The 21,207-nt window shown below is 64.1% G+C and carries 17 protein-coding genes and 1 riboswitch; of the genes, 9 read left to right on the top strand and 8 right to left on the bottom strand.

Annotated elements, in window-relative coordinates:
- Window positions 1–97: 97 nt before the first annotated feature.
- The 3 genes from CAG18_RS02685 to CAG18_RS02675 all read left to right on the top strand — a co-directional run bounded on the left by CAG18_RS02685 (window position 98) and on the right by CAG18_RS02675 (window position 3,640).
- Window positions 98–1,195 carry a sugar diacid recognition domain-containing protein gene (locus tag CAG18_RS02685; protein WP_085720220.1) on the top strand — a complete coding sequence of 366 codons (1,098 nt, stop codon included), beginning with the start codon at window positions 98–100 and terminating at the stop codon, window positions 1,193–1,195.
- Window positions 1,196–1,417: 222 nt separating this feature from the next.
- Window positions 1,418–2,557, top strand: a complete 1,140-nt coding sequence (locus tag CAG18_RS02680; RefSeq protein ID WP_085720218.1) for a glycerate kinase — start codon at window positions 1,418–1,420, stop codon at window positions 2,555–2,557.
- A gap of 165 nt (window positions 2,558–2,722) precedes the next feature.
- The gene (locus tag CAG18_RS02675; RefSeq protein WP_223998139.1) at window positions 2,723–3,640 is read left to right on the top strand and encodes an SMP-30/gluconolactonase/LRE family protein; all 918 of its coding nucleotides are present in this window, start codon (window positions 2,723–2,725) and stop codon (window positions 3,638–3,640) included.
- On the opposite strand, the gene CAG18_RS02670 is transcribed toward CAG18_RS02675, so the two are convergent.
- The 4 genes from CAG18_RS02670 to CAG18_RS02655 all read right to left on the bottom strand — a co-directional run bounded on the left by CAG18_RS02670 (window position 3,630) and on the right by CAG18_RS02655 (window position 11,702).
- Complete coding sequence (locus tag CAG18_RS02670) at window positions 3,630–4,580, bottom strand: site-specific integrase (RefSeq protein ID WP_085720213.1); 951 nt, start codon at window positions 4,578–4,580, stop codon at window positions 3,630–3,632. The two genes, CAG18_RS02675 and CAG18_RS02670, sit on opposite strands and share 11 nt — an antisense overlap.
- Before the next feature lie 186 nt (window positions 4,581–4,766).
- The gene (locus CAG18_RS02665; protein WP_085720211.1) at window positions 4,767–7,088 is read right to left on the bottom strand and encodes a bifunctional diguanylate cyclase/phosphodiesterase; all 2,322 of its coding nucleotides are present in this window, start codon (window positions 7,086–7,088) and stop codon (window positions 4,767–4,769) included.
- Between the two features lie 81 nt (window positions 7,089–7,169).
- Complete coding sequence (locus CAG18_RS02660) at window positions 7,170–8,153, bottom strand: SCO family protein (protein WP_085720209.1); 984 nt, start codon at window positions 8,151–8,153, stop codon at window positions 7,170–7,172.
- Between the two features lie 156 nt (window positions 8,154–8,309).
- Window positions 8,310–11,702, bottom strand: coding sequence for an Ig-like domain-containing protein (locus CAG18_RS02655; RefSeq protein WP_085720206.1), 3,393 nt, complete (start codon window positions 11,700–11,702; stop codon window positions 8,310–8,312).
- 225 nt (window positions 11,703–11,927) lie between these two features.
- Window positions 11,928–12,042: riboswitch (TPP riboswitch) on the top strand.
- A gap of 80 nt (window positions 12,043–12,122) precedes the next feature.
- Between CAG18_RS02655 and CAG18_RS02650 the strand changes: the two genes are divergently transcribed.
- The 4 genes from CAG18_RS02650 to CAG18_RS02635 all read left to right on the top strand — a co-directional run bounded on the left by CAG18_RS02650 (window position 12,123) and on the right by CAG18_RS02635 (window position 16,070).
- Window positions 12,123–12,770, top strand: a complete 648-nt coding sequence (locus tag CAG18_RS02650) for a TenA family protein (protein WP_024087147.1) — start codon at window positions 12,123–12,125, stop codon at window positions 12,768–12,770.
- The gene (tenA, locus tag CAG18_RS02645; protein ID WP_085720204.1) at window positions 12,767–13,429 is read left to right on the top strand and encodes a thiaminase II; all 663 of its coding nucleotides are present in this window, start codon (window positions 12,767–12,769) and stop codon (window positions 13,427–13,429) included. The genes CAG18_RS02650 and tenA overlap by 4 nt, the downstream gene beginning before the upstream one ends.
- 178 nt (window positions 13,430–13,607) lie before the next feature.
- The gene (gene codA, locus CAG18_RS02640; protein ID WP_085720202.1) at window positions 13,608–14,849 is read left to right on the top strand and encodes a cytosine deaminase; all 1,242 of its coding nucleotides are present in this window, start codon (window positions 13,608–13,610) and stop codon (window positions 14,847–14,849) included.
- 228 nt (window positions 14,850–15,077) lie between these two features.
- Entirely contained in the window at window positions 15,078–16,070 is a 993-nt protein-coding gene (locus CAG18_RS02635; protein ID WP_015270360.1) for a DNA-binding protein, read from the top strand.
- A gap of 174 nt (window positions 16,071–16,244) precedes the next feature.
- Here CAG18_RS02635 and CAG18_RS02630 read toward each other — a convergent pair whose 3' ends face one another.
- Together CAG18_RS02630 and CAG18_RS02625 are read right to left on the bottom strand one after the other, a co-directional pair.
- Window positions 16,245–16,496, bottom strand: coding sequence for a hypothetical protein (locus CAG18_RS02630; protein WP_015270359.1), 252 nt, complete (start codon window positions 16,494–16,496; stop codon window positions 16,245–16,247).
- Window positions 16,497–16,504: 8 nt separating this feature from the next.
- Window positions 16,505–17,005, bottom strand: coding sequence for a DUF4142 domain-containing protein (locus CAG18_RS02625; RefSeq protein ID WP_013972651.1), 501 nt, complete (start codon window positions 17,003–17,005; stop codon window positions 16,505–16,507).
- 152 nt (window positions 17,006–17,157) lie between these two features.
- On the opposite strand from CAG18_RS02625, the gene CAG18_RS02620 reads away from it, so the two are divergent.
- Window positions 17,158–18,726: a sensor domain-containing diguanylate cyclase gene (locus CAG18_RS02620; RefSeq protein ID WP_085720201.1), complete on the top strand. Its 1,569-nt coding sequence runs from the start codon at window positions 17,158–17,160 to the stop codon at window positions 18,724–18,726.
- A 334-nt stretch (window positions 18,727–19,060) separates the two neighbouring features.
- Here CAG18_RS02620 and CAG18_RS02615 read toward each other — a convergent pair whose 3' ends face one another.
- Complete coding sequence (locus CAG18_RS02615) at window positions 19,061–19,570, bottom strand: GNAT family N-acetyltransferase (protein WP_085720198.1); 510 nt, start codon at window positions 19,568–19,570, stop codon at window positions 19,061–19,063.
- A 17-nt stretch (window positions 19,571–19,587) separates the two neighbouring features.
- Window positions 19,588–20,301: an MgtC/SapB family protein gene (locus CAG18_RS02610; protein WP_085720196.1), complete on the bottom strand. Its 714-nt coding sequence runs from the start codon at window positions 20,299–20,301 to the stop codon at window positions 19,588–19,590.
- Between the two features lie 396 nt (window positions 20,302–20,697).
- On the opposite strand from CAG18_RS02610, the gene CAG18_RS02605 reads away from it, so the two are divergent.
- The gene (locus CAG18_RS02605) at window positions 20,698–21,165 is read left to right on the top strand and encodes a sterol desaturase family protein (RefSeq protein ID WP_085720194.1); all 468 of its coding nucleotides are present in this window, start codon (window positions 20,698–20,700) and stop codon (window positions 21,163–21,165) included.
- Window positions 21,166–21,207: the final 42 nt, after the last annotated feature.

Raw genomic sequence — 21,207 nt, 5'->3', positions numbered from 1 at the left:
CGGGGACTGCGGCGTGCCTGTCTTTGTGCTTTTGCACAGCACTTGCACCGGGCTGCTGTGCCCGAGCCCAAATCCCTGACACCCAAAGGACCGCTCAATGTTCGAACTCGACCATGACCTGGCGCAGGATATCGTTGACCGCGCGATGGCCATTCTGCCATGCAACGTCAATGTCATGGACAGCCAGGGGTTGATCCTCGGCAGTGGCGAACCTGAGCGTATCAACACCCGCCACGAGGGTGCGCAACTGGTGCTGGCCAACGGCCGCATCGTCGAACTGGATACGGACGCTGCCAAGTGCCTGAAGGGCGTGCAGCCCGGGGTGAACCTGCCGCTGATGCTGGATGGCCGATTGATGGGCGTACTCGGCCTTACCGGTGATCCGCAGCAAGTGCGCACTTATGGCGAGCTGGTGCGCATGACCGCCGAAATGCTGCTGGCCCAGCGCCATTTGCAGGCCGACCAGCAATGGCGACGGCAGCGCTGTGACGATTTGCTGGCCCTGCTGCTGGGCGGCAGCGGCGATTCCCCCCGGTTGCTCGACGAGGCCCGGCAACTGGGCCTCAAGCCCCAGCTGCCGCGGGTACCGTGCCTGTTCGAGCTGGCCTCGGGGCCAGCCGCCGAAACCCTGGCGGCATGGTTGATGAGCCGCTACCCGGACAGTTGGTGCGTAAGCCCGGCCCGCCAGTCGTTGTTGTGGTGTCGCCCGGCAGGTGTGGCGCTGGACGAACCTCGCCTGCTGGAACGCCTGCAGCGCCATGGCTGGGACGTGGAGCGGCTGGCCCTGGGCAGTGTCGCGCAAAGCCTGGAGCAACTGCGCCGGGGTTATCGCCGGGTGCGCGACCTGTTGGCCTATGGGCGCGAGGTACTGCCCGGCGAGCGCTTGCTCAGCCTGCAGCGCTACCGGTTGCCGGCATTGTTGTGGCGGCATCGCAACGATGATGCGCTGGATGAATTGCTGGAGCCGTTGCAACGTATTCGCAGCAAGGACAACAGCGGGCAATTGCTCACCACCCTGCGCGCCTGGTGTGCCCATGACGGCCAGAGCCAGGCCTGTGCCGATGCCCTGGGCATCCACCGCAACAGCTTGCGCTACCGCCTGGAGCGGATTGCCGAGCTGGGCGAGGTCGACCCGCTGCGCATGGAAGGGATGCTTAGCCTGTACCTGGGGTTGCAGCTGCTGCCTGCCGACTGAAGGGCCGCCTGCCCCGGCCCTATCGCCGGCAAGCCAGCTCCCACAGGATGCATGCTGCTCTCAGGCCTGTGTTGAACCTGTGGGCGCTGGCTTGCCGGCGATAGGGCCAGTGCAGGTGAAAGGCATCTGCCCAAACAACCCGCCCGGCGTTTTGTGCATTTGACCGAGGCCACCTTTGCGGCCACCTGTCAGCATGCCGCTCATCAGGACAGGAGAAACCCCATGAAGATCGTCATTGCCCCCGACTCGTTCAAGGACAGCCTCGACGCCGCCGGTGTCGCTCGCGCCATCGCGGCGGGCCTGGGCGAGGCCTGGCCGGAGGCCGAGCTGGTCGAGTGCCCGATGGCCGACGGTGGCGAAGGCACCATGGATGCGATTCTTGCCGCCAGCCACGGCGAGCTGCGTCGTCAGACAGTGCGCGGGCCGTTGGGGCAAAGCGTGGAGGCGGGCTGGGGCTGGCTGCCGCAAAGCCGCACGGCGATCATCGAAATGGCCCAGGCCAGTGGCCTGCAACTGGTGCCCACTGGCCGCCGCGATGCCTGCCGCAGCAGCACCTGGGGTACCGGCGAGCTGATTGCCGCCGCCCTGGCCGCGGGCGCGCAAAGGGTAGTGCTGGCTATCGGTGGCAGTGCCACCAACGACGCGGGTAGCGGCATGTTGCGGGCGCTGGGCCTGCGCCTGCTGGACGCCGACGGGCAAGCGCTGGAAGAGGGCGGCCTGGCCTTGGCCAAGCTGGCCCGCATCGATGCCAGCGACCTTGACCCGCGCCTGGCCGAGGTGCAGTTCGAAGTCGCGGCAGACGTCGACAACCCGCTGTGTGGCGCCAACGGCGCATCGGCGATCTTCGGCCCGCAGAAGGGCGCCAACCCACAGCAGGTGCAGGCGCTGGACCAGGCCCTGGGGCATTTTGCCGACCATTGTGCGCAACTGCTGGGTGAGGATGTGCGGGACTACCCAGGCTGTGGCGCTGCTGGTGGCATGGGGTTCGCAGCCCGGGCCTTCATGGGCGCGCAATTCCGCCCTGGGGTGGAAGTGGTGGCCGAACTGGCCGGCCTGGATGCCATGGTGCAAGGTGCAGACCTGGTAGTGACCGGCGAAGGGCGCTTCGACGCCCAGACCTTGCGTGGCAAGACGCCGATGGGGGTGGCTCGGGTTGCCAAGCGCCATGGGGTGCCGGTGGTGGTGCTGGCCGGCACCTTGGGTGAAGGCTACCAGCAGCTGTATGCCCATGGCGTCGACGCTGCCTTTGCCTTGGCCAGCGGGCCGATGAGCCTGGAGCAGGCTTGTGCCAATGCTGCTGAGCTGCTGCGGGCGCGGGCTTGTGATATCGGGCGGCTGTGGCGCTGCGCAACGCGAACTTGATCGACCACTGCAGTCTGCCGCACCCCGCGCTTGGTCATTGATTTTTTTGTTGTTATCGTAGAAAGGAGAATCGAAGGTAGCCAGCAAATGCCCGTCACAGAGCCTTTCCACGATAACGTTGCGGTCTTTACCGATGCCGCACAGGGCCTGGGACTGGCCTGTTCCATGACGCTGGCGGAGGTGGGCGAGTTGCGCAACCGCCTCAAGGCATGCCGCTACGTGCCAGTCAACGTCGCCAGCACCCGCGCCGACCTGGGCGAAAGCCTGGTCTGGGATGAAGGCAGCGGCGCGTTGTACTTTGTCGATATCTCCGGCGGGCGAATCAACCGCCTGACGCCTGATGGCCAGGCCGAGTGCCTGTACGAATCCGCGGCACGCATTGGTGCGCTGGCGCTGACCGACCAGGGCAACCTGATTTTCACCGAAGACGCCAGCGTGGCCATCTTCGACGTGTCGCTGCGCAAGGTGCGCCGGCATTCGGTGTCGGTTCACCCGCGGTCGACCTACCGTTTCAACGACGGCGCCTGCGACCCGCAGGGCCGATTCGTGACCGGGCTGATGGACGATGCCCTGACCGGCAACACCGGGGCACTGTTCCGCTTTGACGGGCAGTTGAATGATCAGGTGATCCACGACGACATGGCGTTGCCCACCGGCCTGGCCTGGTCGCAGGACGGCCACACGGTGTACTTCGTGGACTCGGCGGCGCGCTCGATCTACCGCGCCAGTTACCTGGCCGAAGGCCGGCTTGGCGCGGTCACTCTGTTTGCCGAAACCCCTGCCGAACTGGGGCGGCCGGACGGCCTTGCGCTGGACCGTGACGGCGGCCTGTGGGTGTGCCAGTACCATGGCAGTTGCCTGTTACGCTATGACCGCCATGGCCACCTCACCGACCAGGTACTGATGCCAGTGCCGTGCCCCACCAGTTGCTGCTTCGGTGGGGAGGGGATGAATACCTTGTTCATCAGCACCGCGCGCTTGGGCATGAGTGCCGAAGACTTGCAGCATTACCCCGACGCTGGCGACCTCTATGCCATCAACCCGGAAATTGGCGGCATCGCCCGTCACACCTTCAAGGAATAAGCTTTTGCGCCTGGCTGGCCGGTAGCACGGCCAGTTCGCCAAAGCGCTGCGCCGCGTCGATGTAGCGCAACGCCGACTTCGCGTCTTTCCAGCCCACATAGCTCATCAGCGCCTTCAGCTCCCAACCGTTGGCCGTGGCCCAGGTGGCAAAACCTCGGCGCAGCGAGTGCCCGGTATACAGCGCCGCCGGTACCCCGGCGCGCTCCAGCATGCGCCGCAGCAGGCCGACCAGGCTGTTGCTGTTGAGCGCGGTGTCGCCGAGGTTGCCCCAGCGGTCGAGCTTGCGGAACACCGGCCCATGGGCGATGCCGGCGACTTCCAGCCATTGCAGGTAGGCCGTGACCGGGCACAAGGCCTTGAGGGCCGGGGTGCGATGCTGTACGCCCAGGGCTTCGCGGTCGCCCTTGCTGCGTGGCAGGAACAGGGTGATGCCGACGCCGGCCTCGGCCTGGATGTGCTCCACGCGCAGGCGAGCCAGTTCATCACCCCGAAAACCGCGCCAGAAGCCCAGCAATAGCAGCGCAGCGTCGCGACGCGCCCGGCGCAGGGAGGCCAGGTCATGCTGTTCCCGGGCCTGGCGGGCTTCTTCTTCGAAGCATTGCACTGCGCTTTGCAGGTGCTGCAGCAACAGCGGCGCCGCCTGCCTGGGCGGTGTCGGGTGCAAGGTGCGGATGCCGCGCAGCACCTGGCGCACCAGCGGCGCCTTGGTCGGGTCGGGGAAACCTTGGGCGACGTGCCATTGGCTGAGCGCCGCCAGGCGCTGGCGCAGGGTGCTGACGGCATGTTGGTCGGCGTGGTCGGCCAGGTAGCGGGTGATGCTCTCGGCCGTGGCCGGGAGAAAACCGCCCCAGTGGGTTTCGAAATGCTCGATGGCGGCCTGGTAGCTGCGCCGGGTGTTGTCACGGGTGGCGGCGCGGAGGTAGCGCTCGATGTCGGTCATGGTGCGGGTGCAAGTGGATGATGGGCACACGATAAACCGAAATGGATTGCCTGTCCTGGCTGCGATGCTGGCGAGATTGTCGGGGGCGCTTTGCGCCCCTTTCGCGACACAAGGCCGCTCCCACAGGGTTGCGCTGCCTGCAGGTCCAGCGCAATACCTGTGGGAGCGGCCTTAATCTGGCTTGCGTTACACGCAGGCCTTGTCCTCGACACCGTTGAAGAGCGGGTAGTCACGCAGCTGCGCCGGTGACAGCGGCCGGCTGAAGTGGTAGCCCTGGGCGATATCGCAGCCGGCAAGCTTCAGGCACACCACTTGTTCGCGGGTTTCCACGCCTTCGGCCACCACTTCCAGGCCCAGGCGTTTGGCAAGGATGATGGTGGACGACACGATCGGGCTGTCGTCGTGGCTGTTGGACAGCGGCGCAATCAGCGAGCGGTCGATCTTCAGCTTGCTCAGCGGCAGCGAATGCAGGTGGGCAAAACCGGCGTAGCCGCGGCCGAAATCGTCCAGGCTGATGCCCAGGCCGGCGTCGCGAAGAGTGTGCAGGTGCGCCACCGCCGTGCCTTCGGGGTCGAGAATGGTGGTTTCGGTGATTTCCAGCTCCAGCCGCTGCGGGGCGATGGCGTACTGCTGCAGTTCGCTCAGTAGCCGTGCAGCGAAGTCTGCCTGGCGTAGCTGCAGCGCAGATACATTGACCGCCAGCCGCGTCTTCCGGCCTTGGGCGTCCCAACCCGACAGGGCCTCGCAGGCCAGGCGCAACACCTCCCAGCCCAGCTCGACAATGAAGCCGCTGCGCTCGGCAAGTTCAATGAACCGGTCCGGGTACAGCAGGCCGAACTCGGGGTGGTCCCAACGCACCAGTGCTTCGTAGCCCAGCACCTGCTGGGTGTCGAGGCGGATCTGTGGCTGGTAGTGCAGCACGAACTGGCGCTCGGCCAGGGCGCTGCCGAAGGCCTGTTCGAGGGTGAAGGCGTGGATGTCGGCCAGGTTCAGCGACGGGTCGAAGAAACGGTACTGCGCGCGCCCGGCCTGCTTGGCCGAGTACATCGCGGCATCGGCACTGCGGATCAGGCTGTCGATGTCCTGGCCGTCGCGCGGGCAGATACTCACGCCCACGCTGGGGCTGGTGTTGACCTCCTGGCCGTCCAGCGCGTAGGTGGCCGACAGCTTCTGCACCAGTACGCGGACCCAGGCATTGATCTGTTCCTCGCTGCGCTCGCCGGCCAGCAGCACCACGAACTCGTCGCCACCAAAGCGCGAAGCCTCGTCACCGGGCTCCAGCAGGCGCTGGATACGCCCGGCAACGGCCTGCAGCAGCAGGTCGCCGATCTTGTGCCCGAGCGAGTCGTTGATCGACTTGAAGCGGTCCATGTCGATGAACAGGATCGCCATCAGCCGGCGCTTGCCGCGTTGCCGGGTCAGCACCTGGCCGGCCACCTCGACGAACTGGCGGCGGTTGTGCAGGCCGCTGAGGTGGTCGGTGGCCGCGGCATGGCTGCTGCGCCGATGTTCGTCCTCGAGGCGGTCGATCAACTGCTGGTTGACCTGCTGCGCCTGTTCCAGCGCGCTGAAGGCCTCCTGGCGCTTGCGCAACAGGCGCAAGGTCCACAGCAGGCTGGCGAGGATCATCAGGGTCATGCTCAGGTTCAACCAGAACTGCCGGGAATAGGCCAGCGTCGAAGGCGCGAGGATTTCGTCCTGGCGCTGGCTGACCACCACGCTGAAACCCCGCTCGGGCAGGCGCCGGTACAGGCTCTGGTAGGGGGCGCCGGCCGCGTACTGGGTCAGCATGCCTGCTTCACTGCCGCTGTCCGGCAGCCCGGGCAGCAGTGCGTCACCGGCCACCACGCCGCTGCTATCGATGCGCACCCGCTCCAGGCCGTCATCCTGCAGCAGGCGCACCAGCCCGCTGCCGCCCAGGTCGATGTGCTGCAGCAGCACCGCCAGGTAGCCGATGTCCAGCTGCACCACCAGGATATTGTCGATTTCGCGACCCGGCAGGTTGGTCAGCGGTAGCAGGAAGGGCAGGTGCCGGTTGGGCACGGTGGTCGCTTGCCCGGGGGGCTGCACGCTGGGCAGGAACGGTTTGAAACCGTAGCGGGCAACGTGCCGCTGCAGCTGGCGCAGCCAGTCTTCGGGCAGCTCGGCGGCCTCGTCGGCATGGCTGGCCGACAACAGCCGGCCTTGCCGGTCGTACAGGCTCATGCGCTTGAATACCGGGTCTTCGGCAAGCATGCGCGCCAGGCTGACGCTGCCCTGGCTCAGCATCTTCATGTCGTCCTGGGCGACCCGGCCCACGGCCTGGGCGCGATCCACCAACTGGCGCAGGCTTTCGCCAACGATACTGGCCAGGTTCAGGTGCTCGGCGGCCTTGGCCGACAGCGCGTCCTGGCGGGCGGCAACCTTCTGCGAAACATGCAGTCCCCAGACAAAGGCCAGGGTGGCTGCACAGAGCATCAGGATCAGCAGCCGCAGAAGGCTGGCGGATGAAAGCGAACGGCGAATCACTGCTGATAGTTCCCGACCCTGGGTGATGGTCGAAAAATACGACAGTAAGATGACAGCCTAATGACTGGTGGCCAATTGCCTTTAAGGATTTCCCTTATCGGCCAGCGGCGTCTGCAGGCGCGCAGTTTCTTCCTCCATGTAACTCATCAGCGCGCTGACTTCGGTATCGCCCAGGCGCATGTTGGGCATGGCCACGCGGTTGTATTGTTCGTACAGCAGCATGGCCAGGGGGTCTTTCTGGGCCAGCATCTGGTCGGGCTCCTTCAGCCAGCGGGTCAGCCAGTTGGCATCACGCTGGCGGGTCACGCCGAGCAGGTCGGGGCCGATGCCGGGCTGCCCTGGCTCGGCATTGCCCAGGGTGTGGCAGGACGAGCAGCGGGTACGGAAGAGCTGCTCGCCACTGCTGGGGGCGCGCACCTCGGGAGCCTGGGCGTAGTCATTGGCCATGGCACTGGCCTGTTTCCAGTTGTGCAGGCTGTTGCCCAGGCGGTCGGCGAGAATGTACGGGTTTTCGAAGGGCGAGGCCTTCATCCAGCGGCCGGTGGCCTGGTTGCCGATGATCAGGCTCAGGTTGTGGTCCTTGGAGCGGCCGTTTTCCAGGCCATCGATGTACAGGCCCAGGCTGCGGCGCAATTGTTCGATATCGGCCGGCTCGCCGGTGAGCAGCGTCCAGCCGGGGCCGATACCAAACTTTTCGGCGTAGCGCTTGAGTGTGGCGGGGGTGTCGTTGTAGGGGTCGATGCTGATGGAGTAGAGGAAGATGTCCTTGCCGACCCGGTCACCGAGGATTTTCTGTACCTGGCGCAGGCGCGCGGTTTCCACCGGGCAGGAGTCGGAGCAGCCGGTGAAGATGAAGTTGATGGCGACCACCTTGTCCTTGATCAGGTCGTCGAAGAAATGCACTTTCTCACCGTCCTGGGTGAGCAGCGGGATGTTGGGGAAGTAATCGGCGCCCCAGGGAGTTTCAGCTTCCTCGGCCACGGGTTGCTGTGGTTGCAACGGCCAGAACGGGATACTGGCGGCGAACAGCGAGAGCACCAGCAGGAAACGCCATGAACCGGACATGATGCGGTCCTCGTCAATAACGGTATTGGGGCTGCCCTGCAGCCCTATCGCCGGCAAGCCAGCTCCCACAGGTACTGCACAAGGCTTGGAGCCGACGCGGTCGAGGTGGGAGCTGGCTTGCCAGCGATGGGCCGCACAGCGGCCCCCGCTTTTCGATTACCTGATGCTGACTGGCGCCGTCACGCTCTGCCCCAGCGCCGATTTCACGGTCACGGTCGCCGGTGTGGCCGGGCCGCTGCCGGTGGTTGTGGTTGACAAGCGCCAACGGGCGCCGCTGGTAGTGGTACTCAGCGTGGCCGTACCCAGCAGCAGCGGGCCACTGGTGGTTGCCGCAGTCACGGTGATGCTGTTGCCGGTGGCCACCGTGGTGGTGCCCGAAATATCCCAGGTAAAGCGGTTGCCGCTGCGCACCTGCACCGTGGCACTGGTGACCTGGATCTGGTCGACCGCCGCTGCCGGGCTCACCGCAATGCTGACCGTGGCCGGGGCCACCGATTCGGCGCCCTTGGCGTCACGAGCCGTGTAGTTGAAGCTGGCGGTGAACGCTGTGGTTACCGTGGCCGGTGGGACGTAGGTGACCGTGCTGCCGTCGGTACTGGTAGTGCCCTGGCCGGAGTCCGGCTGGCTGAGGCCGACTACGGTCAACGGCAGGTTGTTTTCCGGGTCGGTGTCGTTGGCCAGCACGTTCAAGGTGATCTGCTTGCCGGCCGTGGTAGCCGCGCTGTCGTTGGCCGCAACCGGCGGTTTGTTGGTCGGGTCGTCGTTATCATGGTCTTCGGTGCGGAAGGTCGGCAGCCCAACCGAAGCCACGTACTCCACGCCATCCCAACCCGGTAGTGGGGTCGGCATCACCTGGAACTGGCCTGGGTGTTCCAGGTCCCAGCGCAGCAGCATCGACGAGTCTTCATGCTGGGTGTTGTGGCAATGTTCCATGTAGGTACCGGCGAATTCGCGGAAGCGGATGGCCATTTCCACCTCTTTGGACGAGTCGGTATCCGGCCCTATGCGATACACGTCCTTGCGCGCCCATTTTTCCCATTCTGGCGGGGCCTTGCCGTCGCGACTGAGGATCACCCCTTCCTCGAAGTGCACATGCACCGGGTGACTCCAGCCATTGCCACCATTGATGATCTTCCATACTTCCAGGGTACCGTCGCCGCTGAAACCGCCGTCGGTAGACTGCTGGGCCAACTGTGGCGCCGCGTTGATGCGACGTGGGTCCATGGAGTAGCCAAAGCTGCCATCTGTCTTGATGGTCCAGGGCTGGGTGTCGGTACCGTCCGAGCGGCCGAAGATGAACTCGCGATGGCGGGCATCCTTGAGCTTGGCCTGGTCGGTGGCCGAATTACGGTCTATCGGCAGCGGCAGCATTTTCAGGCCTTCGGCCTTGCCCGGTTTGGCCGGTTCATAGGCAACCGGGTCCATGCTCAGGTCCTGGCCGCTGTAGGGCTGAACCACGAACTGCATGAACTTGCCGATCGCCGGGTCGCCGTTGTCCCACTCAGGCCCATTGCTGGTCTGCTTGATTACCGCCTTGTATTTTTCCGACAGCACATCGGCCAGGGCAATGGTACCCTCCGGGCCCTTGCCGCTCTGATGTTCCTCCAGGTTGACCAGGTACAGCTTGTCGCCGACCTTGATGCCGTGTTTGGCGAAATTGATGATGATGTCGTAGCGTTCGGCGATACCCTGCAGCGGCAGGACGCCGTTGTTGTCCTGCAGGTTGCCGTCACCATTAAGGTCCATGGTGCCGTCGAACGGCACGGTGTGTTCCATGATGTTGCCGTCGTTGGCGATCATGTGGAACGGTACCCGCGCATATGAAAGGTTGGAGCCGGTTGGGCCTTTGAACTCCCCGCTGTTGCCGGCGATCTCCCGCACGACGGCAAGCTTCAGGTAGCGCGACACCGAGCCATTGAGGATACGGAAGCGGTAGCTGCGCGCGCGTACCTTGAGCGTTGGCCGGTACTGCCAGTTGACCAGGATCTGGTCGCCGAGGAAGCCATCGGTGTTGAACGGGTTGAACCACAGCTGGCCGTTGGCATCCCAGGCCTTGTCGGCGATCACCAGGTTGACGTCGTAGTCGCGGTTACCCCACGGCATGCCCGAGCCACTGGGGAAACGTAGGTTGACGCCATCCTGCAGGGCCTCGTTGCCGCGATCCAGGGCGCTGTAGTAGTTCATCATCACGGCGTTGCCCTTGTAGACGTTCTGCGCTGTGAAATCCATCATGTGGTCGTGGAACCAGTGGGTGCTCATGGTTTCGCGCCAGTCACCACGAATCTTGATGCTGCCGTTCTGGCAGGTTTTCAGGCCGGGGTTGGCATCGTTGACGAACAAGGTTTCGCCCGCCGAGCAAGGGAACGCAGCGCGTGGGTCTTCGGCACGGGTGTTGATGGTGTCATACCCAGCCAGTTGCAGCGGCCAGCGGTAATCGTAGTACTGCCCCGGGAAGAAGTAGGCGTTTGCATAGCCATCGCTCTCGGCCGGGGAGTGGCCGTTGTGCTCATGGGTCGAAAGGGTGTGCAGGCCAAACCCGGCGTTGGCCGAGGGGTCGATCGGCAACGCGTTGTAATGGCGCATCAGGATCGGTTGGCCATAGCGCACCATCAGCAGCTTGGGCGGGAAGGTGCCGTCGAAGGTCCATAGCGACTTGTGGTTTTGCAGCGGCATCTTCGGGTGGAAGCGGGTGTCGATGCCCTTGGTGGTGCCCAGTGTGTTCGGGATATCGGAAGTCTGGTAGTACAGGCCGCCCGGGGCGAACTCGCCAACTGCATAGTTGTGCAGCTGCTTGCGGTCACGCATGCCGAGGTTGATGCGCGCACCGGCCTGGGCGGTCTTGAACCCCGCCTGCGGGTAGAACTCGTTCCAGCGCTGGTGCGACCAACCTTTTCCTGGTGGCCGGCCTTCCGCAGGCGAACCGACCGGTTGGCGGTTGAGGAACATCTCGATCTGCGCCTTCCATGGGTTGCGGTCGAGCACGTTGGAATACTGGGTCGGGAAGGGGTACAGGCCCGGCTGTTTGAGGAAGGCTTCCAGGGCTGTACCGCTGGGGCCGCTGCGGGCCACCACGTTGGGGTCCTGCGCTGGTGCCGCGCCCAGGGTCGGCACCGGGAAGGTCAGAGTGGGCGGCGGCAGCGTGGGGTCGAGCCTTTCCGTGCCGAATTCCTCGAATAGCAGTAACTGCTGGGTAAACGGCAACGCGCCGAACAGCGGGCTTGGCTTGCCATTGGTGGGGTATTTTTCCCCGGTTTGCAGGGCCGGTGGCAACACGTTGTTTGCGCTTACCGTGTTGCGGTCACCGTACACGCCATCGGTCAGTTCGAGTGAGCCTTGATTCGCCTCTGGCATGCTATAGAGGTCCAGCAAGGGCTGGGTCGGGTCAGCCGGCTGATCAGTGTAGGCCGACGGGTCGGTCGGCGGGGGCATGCTGTTGTCGTCCATGGGCGCCGCTGTCGCCGTGACCAGCCCAAGGCCGAGCATCAGCGTAGCGACGGTGGACAGCTGGAATGCATGCCTTGCAGGGTGGATCATGGCAGGTGTTTTCATTGCCTTGCGCCTCGTTTGCGCCGTCATGGCTATTTGCCCGTTTCCGGGGCTGGAGCAACGGGTGTGCCAACCCAAATACGAGGAATATGTTTCTAAATAAATCCTTGTGGCGCCTGATGCGCGCTAAATGCCACGGCGTCAAAAATGGGTGAGGGCCCCCACTAGTGGGTCACCCATTGCCCACAGATTGGGTGGTGACAGCCGCGGCGCCCTGGGGTATACCTGAGCGCCACCAAGGGGAGCCCGGCACCGGGCTGAGAAACCGCTGGATGCTGCAGCGCGGTGACCCTTCGAACCTGATCCGGATCATGCCGGCGAAGGGATGGGACTTTGAAACCTGCCTTTTTGCCGGCCTCACTGCGAGGCCCGTCCATGCCAACCATCGCGGTCTCGCTGTCACCCCCCATCAAGGACAGCAACATGACCGAACGCTTCAGCCAGTCCCTGCGCCGCCGCAGCGAGCCGACCTGGTCGGCGGCCGTTGGCCACCGCTTCGTCACCCAATTGTGCGACGGCAGCCTGCCGGACCCGATCATGGTCGACTACCTGGTGCAGGACCACCGCTTCCTCGACAGCTTCCTGACCCTGCTGGGCGCGGCCATCGCCACCGCCGACACCTTCGAGGCGCGCCTGCGCTTCGGGCGCTTTGCCGGGATGATCTCCAGTGACGAGAACACCTACTTCCTGCGTGCCTTCGAGGCCTTGGGGGTAAGCCCCGCACAACGCAGCGAACCAGCCGACACCGTCCCGACCGCAGGCTTCAAGGCGATCATGCGCGAAGCGGCGGCCACCCGATCCTATGCGGCCGCGCTGGCGGTGCTCAACGTCGCCGAAGGCCTGTACCTGGACTGGGCGTTGAAGGCGCCAAAGCCGATGCCGGACAACTTCGTCCACGCTGAATGGATCACCCTGCACGACAACCCGGCATTCCAGGACTTCGTTGCCTTCCTGCAAGCCGAACTCGACCGCGTCGGCCCGCAGGACGCCGTGCTGGCGGGTGACTTCTACCAGCGCACCGTGGCGCTGGAGCTGGCCTTCTTCGATGCTGTCTACCCGGAGGACAAATGAGCATGGATATCTTCGACCGCCTCAAGGCTGCCGCCACGCCGCAGTGGAACAGCTACGTCGACCACGAATTCGTGCGCCAGATGGGCGAGGGTACGTTGAGCGAAGCCGCCTTCCGCACCTACCTGGTACAGGATTACCTGTTCCTCATCCAGTTCGCCCGCGCCTGGGCACTGGCTGCCTACAAGAGCCGTCGACCGGCCGACATCCGCGCCGCGCAGGCGGGGCTGGCGGCGATTCTGGATGAAACCGAGCTGCACTTGCGCCTGTGCGCGCGCTGGGGCCTGACCCAGGCTGATATCGAGGCCGCGCCCGAACACCAGGCCACGGTTGCCTATACCCGCTATGTGCTGGACTGCGGTGCCGCGGGTGACCTGCTGGAGTTGCATGTGGCGCTGGCGCCTTGCGTGATCGGTTATGCCGAGATTGGCCGGGCGTTGTCCGAGCGGATTGGCGATCTGAGCAATCACCCGTACCGCGAGTGGATCGCCGAGTATGCCGGCGAGGGCTACCAGGGTGTCGCCACAGCGGCGCGCAAGCATCTGGACGAGCTGGCAGCGCGGAGCATGACCGAGCAACGGTTTGCCGAGCTGGTGGAGATCTTCGGCCAGGCGTCCAGCCTGGAGGCGGACTTCTGGCAGATGGGGTTGGACGGAGCCTGATTTGCTGCCTGCGCCGGCCCAATCGCCGGCAAGCCAGCTCCCACAGGTACTGCACAGACTTCAGGGCTGTGGTTTACCTGTGGGAGCTGGCTTGCCGGCGATTGGGCCAGTAGCAAATACCACAAGGCTTGGGCCACTATGCTGGTAGGGCCACCCGCAAAGCCCAGGGAGAAGCATCATGAACATCATCAACGCACGCCTGCGCGGCAAGCCTGGCCTGTTCCGCATCGAACTCAGCGGCGAACGCATCGTCGCCATCGTGCCCCAGGCCGAAGGGGTGGCGGCGCGCGCTGCCGATGACCTGGATGCCGGGCAGAACCTGGTGGTGGCGCCCTTTATCGAACCGCACATCCACCTGGACGCCACGCTGACTGCCGGCGAACCGCAGTGGAACATGAGCGGGACCCTGTTCGAAGGCATCGAGCGCTGGGCCGAGCGCAAGGCAATCACCACCCACGACGACATCAAGAACCGCGCGAAGAAGGCCATCGGCATGCTGGTGGATCATGGCATCCAGCATGTGCGTACCCATGTCGATGTCACCGACCCCACCCTGACTGCGCTAAAGGCCATGGTCGAAGTGCGTGACGAAGTGCGCCACCTGCTCGACCTGCAGATCGTCGCCTTCCCCCAGGAGGGTATCGAGTCGTACGCCAACGGCCGGGCGCTGATGACCGAAGCGGTGGCCATCGGTGCCGACGTGGTCGGCGGCATTCCACACTTCGAGAACACCCGCGACCAGGGCGTGTCGTCGGTCAAGTTCCTGATGGACCTGGCCGAACGTACCGGCTGCCTGGTGGATGTGCATTGCGACGAGACCGACGACCCGCAGTCGCGCTTTCTCGAAGTGCTGGCCGAAGAGGCGCGGGTGCGCGACATGGGCGCCCGGGTGACAGCCAGCCATACCGTGGCCATGGGCTCGTACGACAATGCCTACTGCTACAAGCTGTTCCGCCTGCTCAAGCAGTCGGGTATCAATTTCGTATCTTGCCCGACCGAGAGCATTCACCTGCAAGGGCGTTTTGACAACTACCCGAAACGCCGCGGCGTCACCCGCGTGGCCGAACTCGACCGGGCCGGGATGAACGTGTGCTTTGGCCAGGATTCCATCGTCGACCCTTGGTACCCGCTGGGCAATGGCAACATCCTGCGTATTCTGGAGGCCGGCCTGCACATCTGCCACATGCTTGGCTACGAAGACCTGCAGCGTTGCCTGGACCTGATCACCGACAACAGCGCCCGCACCCTGAACCTGGGCGAGCGTTACGGCATCGAAGTGGGGCGACCGGCCAACCTGTTGCTGCTCTCTGCGCCGGACGATTACGAAATGGTGCGCAGCCAGGGGCATGCGCTGGTGTCGGTACGCAACGGCAAGGTGCTCATGCGTAGAACACCTGCCAGGGTTGAACACTACAGCTGACGCTCCCTGCTTCAGCATTCTGCAGCGCCCCGCCGGCTTGAAGCCGAGCGGGGCGCTTTGCTGTCTGGCGTACTGGTTTATCCCCGCGCACAGCTCCCAAGAACCATTCACATGCGATAAGCCGTGATTATTCCACCATAGGAAATGTTTGCTCGGGCAACTGCTTGTATTCATAATCGGTATGTAATTACATGGTACATAACACGGTACAAAATCGTAGGAGCAAGCATGGCCCGGGGCGGTATAAACAAGGTTGTAGTGCAGCAGGCACGTCAGGCGCTGATTGCCCGGGGCGAGAACCCCAGCATCGATGCGATACGTATCGAGCTGGGCAACACCGGCTCCAAGACCACGATTCACCGCTACCTGAAAGAGTTGAACGGCCAGCAACCCGTGGCTTCCGAGGGCGGCATTGCGCTGAGTGACGTGCTGAGCCGAATGGTCGGGCAACTGGCAACCCAGCTGCAGGACGAGGCCGACCTGAAGATCGAGCAGGCCGAAAGCGCCTTCACTCGACAGCGCGAACAGCTGGAGGCACAACTGGCCATTGCCCAACAGGCACTGGCTGCGGCGCACCAACAGCATCAGATCGATGTGGCCGCACTGGCCGCCGAATCGGAAAAACTGCTTTCCACCCAAAGCACCCTGCAGGCCGAACAGCTGCGCAGTGCCAGCCTCAACCAGTCGCTGGGCGAGCTGCAGGTGCGCCTGGCCGACAAGGAGGAGCAGGTAAAATCACTGGAAGACAAGCACCGTCATGCACGCGATGCGCTGGAACACTATCGCAACGCCAGCCGCGAACAGCGTGAACAGGAGCAGCGCCGCCACGAAGCGCAGCTGCAACAGTTGCAGGTGGAGTTGCGACAACTGCAGCAAGGCATGATCGTCAAGCAGGACGAGCTGACCCGCCTGCACCGCGACAACGAGCGCTTGCTGGGTGAGCATCGCCAGGCCGCCAGCGCCTGCAGGGCGCAGGACGAATTGCTGGAGCAGCGTGATGCGCAGATCCAGGGCTTGCGCACGATCCTGGCCCAGGCGCAGGGTGCAAGCGAGGAAATGCGTCGGCAGCTGGATGTGCAGGCACAGAACCTGGAGGCCAGGCGCGACTTGTGCACGGAACAGGCTCGCCAGTTGCGGCAGCTTGAAGAGCAACTCAAGGCACGAGACGAAGCGCTGCACCAGTGTCAGTCGCAGTTGTCTGCCGCCAACGCGGCGCAGTAACTGCGAAGAGGCCTTGTGGTAGCGGGCGTGTCGAGGCGTCGAACCGCCGCGAACACCGGCGGAGCCGGTGCCTACAACGCGTTGGGCCCTTCGCGGGCACGCCCGCTCCCACAAGGAATGTGCATGCGCTCGAACCTTGTTCCCTGTGCGACAAGGTTGGGCGGGAGGGCGCGCTCAGCCTTCGGCTTGTCTGGCTGCCTCCACACCTGCCGCCGATAGCTTGATGGGGTAGTTCACGCTGATCTGGTGGTCGCTGCTCACCGCCACGCTGCCATCCTGGATCAAACCGGCCTCCTGCAGCGTCTTGAGCATGCCGGCCACGGCTTTCTCGCCCCGGTAGTTGTCCAGCACTTCCTTGCCCAACCCTTGGGGGTGAGCGTGCAACAGGCGAGTCAGCACTTCGGCTTTCAATGCATCGTTACTCATGGCGGGCCTCACTTGCCGTGTTTGGCCTGAAGCGCCTTGGCATGCTCCAGATGCTGTTCGAGCTTGGGCAGGGTTTCGCTGGCAAAGGCCTTCAATTCAGCCTTGTCGGACGATGCAGCTTCCTTCTTGAACAACTCCACCGCCTTTTCGTGAGCGTCGACCTGGTTGTTGACGTAAGACTTGTCAAACGACTCCTCTCGCCATTCCAGGATCATTTTCTTGACCTTGTCGGTTATTGCCGCCTCATCGGGTACGGAGATGTCGAGCTTGCGAGCGATGTCGCCGAGTTTCTGATTGGCCTTGGTGTGGTCGCTGACCATCTGCTGGGCAAAGGTCTTGATTTCGGCATTCTGAGTTTTTTCCAGAGCCAGCTTGCCGGTGACCACTTCGGCAATACCGGCCTCGGTGGCCGCTTCAACGAAGTCATCGGAACTCGCCGCCATTGCCTGCACCGATGCCAAGCCCAACACCATGGAAAAACCGACACGCTTGATGAAGAGACTGCTCATGCTTCACTCCTTAAACCGTGGCGCGACCTCAGTGTCGCGTACGGTTGAGGGTGAATGGGGAGCAAAGGTTTAATCTTTTTCCTGGCCGGCTGCGCCCAGATGGTGCTGAACTATAGTGAAACGCGGCGAACGCGGTAAGGCTAGGGATTTCAATGTGCGCAGCCAGGAAGCAGGATGAGGACGGGCTCTTCGCGATAACCGGCGAGGGCCGGGCCGTGGCGCTGTTCCGCCTGGTACTCGCGTTCATGCTGGTGGTGATGCTCGCCTTCGTCGTGGTGGAAGGTTGGCGCATCTGGCGCGACTACCGGCACGCCTTCACCAATGCCGAGAACATGGTCTCCAACCTGGCCCGGGCCACGGCGCAGCATGCCGAAGATGCCATCCGCCAGGTCGACGCAATTACCGCGGCGCTGGCCGAGCGCCTGGAAGGCGACGGCTTCGAGCACATCGACCGGCCGCGCCTGCATACCTTGCTGGTCCAGCAGAAAAGCATCATGCCGCAGTTGCACGGGTTGTTCGTGTATGGCCCGGATGGCAGCTGGATCGTTACCGACCAGGCGGTAGTCCCACCCAATGCCAACAATGCCGACCGCGACTACTTCATCTACCACCGCGAGCATACCGACCGCAGGGTCCACATCGGCTCGGTGGTGCGCAGCCGTTCTACTGGCGACCTGATCATCCCCATTTCACGGCGCCTGCAATATGCCGATGGCAGCTTCGCCGGGGTGTTGCTAGGCACCATCAAGGTGGACTGGTTCGTACGCTACTACGGCGACTTCAAGATCGACGAACGCGGCGCGCTGGTAGTGGCCAAGCGCGACGGCACTATCCTGGTACGGCGGCCGTTCGTCGAACAGGTGATTGGCCGCAGCCTTAGCAGCAGCGAGATCTTCCGCAAGCACCTGCCGCATGCAAGCGAAGGGGTGGCCGAGGCGGTGGCCGTGGTGGACGGTACGCCACGGCTGTATGGCTATCGCGCGCTGGCCAGCTACCCGTTGGTGGTGGAGGCCGGCTTGTCGCGGGAATCGATCGTCGCGCCCTGGCGGCACGATGCGATCAAGTCGGTGGCAGTGTTGCTGCTGTTGCTGGTGGGGCTGGCAGCGTTTGGTGGTGTGGTGTTGCGCCAGTTACGAGAGCGTATTGTCATCGAGCGGGCGCTGCACCAGGCACACCAGACCCTCAAGGCCCTGGCACTGACCGACAGCCTGACCGGCCTGGGTAACCGCAGGCGGCTGGACGCAGTGTTCGAGCCGGAGCTGCGTCGGGCACGACGCCAGGGCTACTCGCTGGCGCTGGTGATGCTCGACCTGGATTACTTCAAGGCCTACAACGACCGTTACGGGCACCCAGCGGGCGACCAGTGCCTGCGGCGCTTTGCCGAGGTGCTGCAGCAGGCACTGAAGCGGCCGGCCGACCTGGCTGTGCGCTATGGGGGCGAGGAGTTCACACTGCTGCTCCCCGATACCGATGCCCGCGGGGCGGAGCTGCTGGTGCAGGAAGTGCAACAGCTGTTGCGGCGTCAGATGCTGGAGCATGCAGGTAGCCCACTGGGGCGGGTGTCGTGCAGTGCGGGGATTGCGGTGGGTGACCTGGCGCGGGAGGGGGTGACGGCCGAGCGCCTTATGGCGGCAGCGGATGCGGCGCTGTACCAGGCCAAGCGCCGGGGTCGGGACGGGTATTGCCTGGCAGAACGTGCAGTGGTGGGCGTAGATGAATAAAGGCCCTTGGTTGCCTGTACCGGCCCCATCGCCGGCAAGCCAGCTCCCACAGGGACCGCGCAGTGCCAAAGAGATGCACATTACCTGTGGGAGATTGCCCATCCCTTTTGGGCTGCGCTGTAGCGCAGAGAACAAATATCGCTCGTCTGACGCGTCCTTTGTAGGAGCAGCCTTGTGCTGCGAAGAGGCCGGTACAAGCAATAGACAGGCTTTGTCAGTACTGGCCTCTTCGCAGCACAAGGCTGCTCCTACAGAGCCTCGCCGAACCAATGAGTCATGTATTGTTCTATGAGAGCTGGCTTGCCGGCGATGGGCTGCAAAGCGGCCCCGGAGTCTAGTGATCCACGCCAAGGCGCATCGCACAACGGCCCGCAAGCCCATGGGCACGCTCGTCGGCCAGAATCTGCTGCAAGCGTGCATCCAGCAGCCCCTCATCGATCACCTCGAACCCTAACCGCGCATAGAACGGCGCATTCCATGGCACATCGGCAAAGGTGGTCAAGGTCAGCTCCCGCGCCCCCGCATGGCGCGCCGCATCGACCACCTGCTGCAACAGCTTGCGCCCGACACCTTGCCCCTGGGCCTCCCGGCGCACCGAAATTTCATGAAGATGCAGCGCCTGATCCACGAACCGGGCACAGGCAAACCCCAGAATGCGCCCATCTGGCCCCTCGGCCACCCAGCTCCCGCCAGCTTCGACAAATGCCTGATGGGCGCCGCAGTCCATCACATCTCCTTGCGCCAGCCATGCCAGCGCCGGCCGGGCGGCAAAGGCCTGGGCAGCCGAACGTTCGACGCCCGGGAGCCATTGAATGTCTTGCACGAGGGTAGGGCGAATGCGCATGAAGAAGTCCTTTCGTTCTAGTCTGCCGCCAGCACCTGCGGCTGCAATTGCCAGCGCACCGAGCTTACACCTTTCTCCAGGCTCACCCGGCTGACCAACCGTTCCAGTTGCGCTGGCGCCTGCGCGGTGCCGAGCAGTTCGGCGCGTACTTCCAGGCGTGCGGGGTTCGCCAGGTCTTCGCTGTGCAGTGACTGCAGGCGCAGCTGCGGGTCGCCCAGGCTGTGCAACATCAGGCTGCGGACCTGGATCTCGTCCTCGGCGCGGCAGACGATGCGCACCTCGAAGTGCTGCTCTACCTCGCTGGCCGGCACCACTTCCTGGCGGTCCAGGCGCTGGGCAATGTCGCGCAACAGGATGTTGGCACACAGCACCACCAGGCTACCCAGCGTCGCTTCCAGCAGCAGCCCGAGGCTGCACAGCACGCCGACTGCGGCCGTGCACCTCAGCGTGGCGGCAGTGTTCAGGCCACGCACGTTGAACCCGTCACGCATGATCACGCCGCCACCCAGAAAACCGATGCCCGATACCACGTACGCGGCGATACGCGACGCATCGGTGGGCGCCATGCCCGGCACCGCCTGGGTCATCAGCACGAACAGGCAAGCACCGGTGCTGACCAGTGCATTGGTGCGCAGCCCGGTCAGGCGCTGGCGCAGTTGACGTTCGGCACCGATCAGCGCCCCCAGCAGCAGGGCGATGCTGACACGCAGCAGAAATACTTTCCAATCCATAGCAAACCTCTTCCACGGGCACACGCCCGCAAGAACGCCATCAGCTGGCGCGGTTGAAAAACCAGAAAATGCGCAGGACCACGAAGGGGGAGGAAGAAGAGGGGGATTACAAGAAACCACCGTCTTGCCAGGCCGGCCAGACAGTGCAGGACACTGCCGGACTAGCGCGCCACGTGGGCCTGTCGCATGCGACTGGGGCTACTGTCCAATGCAGGTCTCCTGTTCAGGGATGCAAAATTGCGCCGCGGACGTTACGCCCCGTGGCATGCCAGGTCAAGGGCAAAAACATGACAATGGCTTCATCCGCAAGTGCCCGCAACCGGTCACGCCTGCATGGAAAAAAACGCGGGCAATCGGTACCCTTGCGCCTTCCCTTGCCATCCCCCGGACCGTTCCATGCTGTTCAATCTCGCCGTACTGTTCGGCACCCTGGTGGCCATGGAGGGCGTTGGCACGCTGGCTCACAAGTACATCATGCATGGCTGGGGCTGGTGGCTGCACCGCTCGCACCATGAGCCGCAACTGGGCATGCTCGAAACCAATGACCTGTACCTGGTGGCCCTAGGGCTGATCGCCACGCTGCTGGTGGCCCTGGGCAAGGGTGGTTTTGCGCCCTTGCAGTGGGTGGGTGGCGGCGTGGCGGGGTACGGCGTGCTGTATGTCGTGGCCCACGACGGGTTCTTTCATCGGCATTGGCCACGCAAGCCACGGCCGGTCAACCGCTACCTCAAGCGCCTGCACCGCGCACACCGGTTGCATCATGCGGTGAAAGGGAGAACGGGGAGTGTGTCGTTCGGGTTCTTCTATGCACCGCCGTTGAAGGTGCTGAAGCAGGAGTTGCGGCACAAGCGCAGCCAGTTGTGACAGGGACTGGCAGAGCAGCCCACGATGATGCAACTGCACATG

The organism is Pseudomonas sp. B22(2017) (genome assembly GCF_002113105.1).
In the GTDB taxonomy this organism is placed as follows: Bacteria; Pseudomonadota; Gammaproteobacteria; order Pseudomonadales; family Pseudomonadaceae; genus Aquipseudomonas; species Aquipseudomonas asiatica.
This window is presented reverse-complemented; position numbering and strand designations above follow the sequence as displayed.